The 4,315-nt window shown below is 57.9% G+C and carries 4 protein-coding genes; all 4 read right to left on the bottom strand.

The genetic code is table 11. The annotated features are described in order from the left end of the window. Positions 1 to 589: 589 nt before the first annotated feature. Entirely contained in the window at positions 590 to 2,191 is a 1,602-nt protein-coding gene (guaA, locus tag ACWI8T_RS08535) for a glutamine-hydrolyzing GMP synthase (RefSeq protein WP_449138636.1), read from the bottom strand. Positions 2,192 to 2,353: 162 nt separating this feature from the next. After that, positions 2,354 to 2,701, bottom strand: coding sequence for a chloride channel protein (locus ACWI8T_RS08530; RefSeq protein ID WP_449138635.1), 348 nt, complete (start codon positions 2,699 to 2,701; stop codon positions 2,354 to 2,356). Continuing rightward, the gene (locus ACWI8T_RS08525; protein ID WP_449138634.1) at positions 2,641 to 3,648 is read right to left on the bottom strand and encodes a hypothetical protein; all 1,008 of its coding nucleotides are present in this window, start codon (positions 3,646 to 3,648) and stop codon (positions 2,641 to 2,643) included. The genes ACWI8T_RS08530 and ACWI8T_RS08525 overlap by 61 nt, the downstream gene beginning before the upstream one ends. Positions 3,649 to 3,890: 242 nt before the next feature. Then, positions 3,891 to 4,315: hypothetical protein (locus ACWI8T_RS08520; protein WP_449138633.1), on the bottom strand; the 425-nt coding region annotated here is incomplete at its 5' end.

Here is a 4,315-nt window from a genome sequence, read left to right as displayed (position 1 = left end):
ACCGAATCAGGACGGTGGACCAGGCGGCGAGCGCCGCTCGGGCCTGCGTAAGCTGAGTTTTTACTCCCCATTGCATGCCAAGGCATTTCCGGCGCACCTGGGGAGTAAATGACGCGGTGGCTTACATGGCGGCACACGGCGGTACCCCGCGGCATTTCCCCTGATTACTCCCGCTTTCCTTGAGACGGTGAGATTCTTTACTCCCCATTAACGACCTGGGAAAACGCCGCACAGAGACCGTCAAAAGGCCTATTGAGTTCGATTTGAGTTTCAAAGGACCTAAAACGGCCCCTTTTCGTTCTCGGGGACAAAAATCGCGCGTCTACTCACTCGGGATAAATCCTTACTCCCATTCCTCCGAATACCGCCCCGTGCCTTGCCGTCTCGAAACACGGGGAGTAAATCGCGAAATTGCAGGTGAAAGGGAGTAAATAGCCAAAGAAAAAGCCTCCGTTCCGACGCGGGAACAGAGGCTCGATAATCGGATTTACTCACCAATGTCGCTGGCGGCTTTGCCGTGACTCTCGTACAAAACGAAACTCAGCAGCACAGTGCGGCACTCAAAAATACAGGTCAGAACCCTGTCAGACTACTCCCACTCGATGGTCGCGGGCGGCTTGGACGTGATGTCGTAGCACACGCGGTTGGCGCCGGGAACCTCGGCAACGATGCGGCCGGAAATGCGGGCCAGCACGTCGTAGGGCAGCTTAGCCCAGTCGGCGGTCATGGCATCGCTGGACTCGACGGCACGCAGGATGATCGGGCGCTGGTAGGTGCGCTCGTCGCCCATAACGCCGACGGACTTGATGTCGGGCAGGACCGCGAAATACTGCCAGCAGCTGTGCTCGGAGTTGCGCTCGCCGGTCTGCTCAAACAGACGCTGGTTGTAGGCGTCCAGCTCCTCGCGCACGATGGCATCGGCATTCTTCAGAATCTCGAGCTTTTCCTTGTCAACGGCACCGATAATGCGAATCGCGAGACCCGGACCCGGGAACGGCTGACGGAACACGATGTGCGCCGGCAAACCAAGCGCCAGACCAAGCGCGCGAACCTCGTCCTTAAAGAAGTGGTCGAGCGGCTCGATCAAGTCGAAATGCACACCATCGGGGAACGGAATCAGATTGTGGTGGCTCTTGATAGTAGCCGTCTTGCCGCCCGTCTTGCGAGCACCCGACTCAATAATGTCGGGATAAATAGTGCCCTGCGCCAGATACTTAACCGGCTTGCCATCGGTCTCGAGCTGCTGAGCCACAGCGAAGAACTCTTTCCAGAACTGCGTGCCAATAATACGACGCTTCTCTTCAGGCTCAACCACGCCGGCCAAAAGCTCGGCATAACGGTCTTCGGCATGCACATGAATGAAATCGACATCGAACTGCTTGGTGAAGACCTCTTCAACCTGCTCGGGCTCGCCCTTGCGCAGCAGGCCGTGATTAATAAACACGCAGGTCATCTGCTTGCCGATGGCACGCGCGCCAAGAGCGGCAACCACAGAAGAATCAACGCCGCCGGAAAGCGCCAGAATAACGCGGTCCTCGCCCACCGTCTCGCGGAAATCGGCCGTCATGCTCTCGACCAGGTTATCCATGGTCCAGTTCTTCTCAAGGCCGCAGATATTGAACAGGAAGTTCGAAAGAATCTGCTGGCCATACTCGGTGTGCTTCACCTCGGGATGGAACTGTGTGGTGAAGATCTTCTTCTCGGCGTTCTCCATCGCGGCCACGGGGCACACGTCAGTCGAGGCGACAACGGTAAAGCCCTCGGGCACATCGCTCACGGCATCGAAGTGGCTCATCCACACCGTTTGATCGGCGGGAGTGCCCTCGAAAAGCGCACCTCCATTAACATGCAGCTCAGCCGCGCCATACTCGCCCACCTCAGGATGGAAAACGCTGCCGCCAAGCGTAACAGCAGTAATCTGGTGGCCGTAGCAGAAACCGAGCACAGGCACGCCAAGCTCGTAAATCGCAGGGTCGACACGCGGCGCATCCTCGGCGTTCACAGACGCAGGGCCGCCCGAGAGAATGATGGCAGAAGGCGCCATTTCGCGAACCTCATCGGCTGTGATATCGCACGGCACGATTTCGGAATACACGTTCAAATCGCGTACGCGGCGAGCGATAAGTTGCCCGTACTGAGCGCCGAAATCGAATACGAGTACTTTCTGGCTAGAAGACGTTGCCTGGGTCACGGCTTGCTCCTTCGTGTGATCTGTCAACCGCGCGCGGCACAGGCTTGCAACCTTTCCGCAACGCGTTTTTACATGTCTAACTGGCTATCTTACACGAAACATCGTGCGCACGCGCGAACGCATTTTCAAACGCGCAATGCCCACACGACGAAACGCGCGAGCTCACCGCAGCGCACGCGGGAGGGGTATCGCCGAGCCAATCGCAGCCGCAGCGAGCATGCACACCACGCCAGATGGCGGGAAGCACATGAACAGCAGCAACACGACCATCACAGGCTGGCGCATGACCGCGCCCATGAGCGACGCGATGCATACCGCCGCGCAGAAAACCGCATCGACGCCCGCAATGAGCGAGAAACCATAGCCCAAGCACACCCCCGAAAAAATAACGGGAAAGAAATGTCCGCCGCGCCACCCGAAATGAATGCATGCTGGCGTAAGCGCCGCCTTCACGAACGCGGTCGCAATAAGCGTCGCAGCCCCGAGCGCCGCATAGGAATCCATAACCATCTGTGTCTGCGATTCGCCCGCAAACAGGGAAAACGGCAAACCGTTCCGCATATAGAAAGCAAGAGCCCTGCGAGCAACGCCTTAGTCACGGGGCGATCGCCCATCGCGCGAGACGCAGCAGCGCTTGCTTTGTCGCTCGCACGAAACGCCCATCCACACGCGACGCCCGCTGCCGCAAGCGGAATAAACCAAGCAAGCTCCGCCCCGCCAACAACGGCTGCTTCAAAACGAGGCATGCCCATGCCTCCTCCAAAGAGCGAGCCCAAGCCAAGGAATGCACCGAGCGCGCCCACAATAGCGCACGCATACACAAACGCCTTCTGCGCTTTAGGCACCTCAATCGCCATCGTATCGGAGCCGCCATCGTCACGCTTCCCTTCACTCGAAAGAGGAGCTGCAAAGCCGTATAGAGGGGCCGTGAACAGCGCCGTGAGCGCCGCTTGACAGCCTAAAACCGTTAACTCGCGAAAATCTGAGCCAAAGCGCTTCATGCGGTCGCCAACCCAGGTGCACAAGCCTGCAATCACCCCGGTCAAGCCCGCTTCCGGGCCCACGCTGCCGCCGAAAAGCAGCGGCAATAGCGCGGCGATGGACAGCTTGCCCAAATGGTCGTATTCATATCGGCCAGTGCTTTTCACCTTGGCCATAACATCCGGAAGATCTTCGGTAGCAATGCCGGTCTTCTTCTCGTAAAGGCCAATCACCACACCACCGAGCATGCAAATAAGGAAGGGGAACAAGGCCACGCCAAAGGGGCCTCGAGAAAGCTCCGGCGCGACGCTATTAAGCCAACTGGAAAGCGCGAGGCGGCCATCGTTCCACAAAAAGCCGAGCCCTGCATCCATCAAAAAGAAGAACGCCCAGACGAAAGCGCCTGCAAGAGCGCCCGTCAACACCACGCACGCGACAAAGAGAGCGCGATTCGCAGGCTTTACCAGCTTTGTCATGTCGGCCCCTTTTCATTCACCCAGGACACATTGCCTGGTTCAAACATCAATACCCGAATATGCCTTCATATGCAGTGTAGCAACACGTCCAGTCAGAAACAGGAGTGGCACATTCCCCAAATGCGACCGCCATATAAAGCGATACGCGAAGAAAGCACTGGCATATCGTCGTGATACAACTTGCACCGCCCATTCGCCAGGACGAAAACGGCGATTGTCGCAATCAGAAAACCGCGACGGCCCTAAGCCAAACTCGCCCAATCAATCGCCGCGCCGCCTGCCCCAAGAAGCAAGGCATTAGTTTTCGAGAACGGACGCGACCCCAAAAATGCCGGCATGCCGCCCGCGGCACGCGATGCGGAAAGGGGCGACGGATGGGTCGAGGCGAGCACGAACTTGTTGCTTCCATAAACAGACACGCCGCATAACGCTGAGTTACAACCTGCTTCAAAATCGTCAAACAAGCAACGCTCGCCTGACGTAAGGATGCCCAGAGGGCCATCCGCAGCGCACAGTGCGACTTCCGCAGCAAAATCTTGATTTACGCCCGCAGAAGCGGCGGCTTTTTCGATGAGTTGCTGGGCATGGCGGCCCCACGCAAGGAAAACAACGGGCTGAGGCAACTCAAAGCATGCCTTCACCACATGGCTCGTAAGCACTTGCCAGC

This window comes from Slackia sp. (assembly GCF_977041755.1).
Note: the sequence above shows the minus strand (reverse complement) of the source record. Positions and strands in the feature narration are given on the sequence as shown.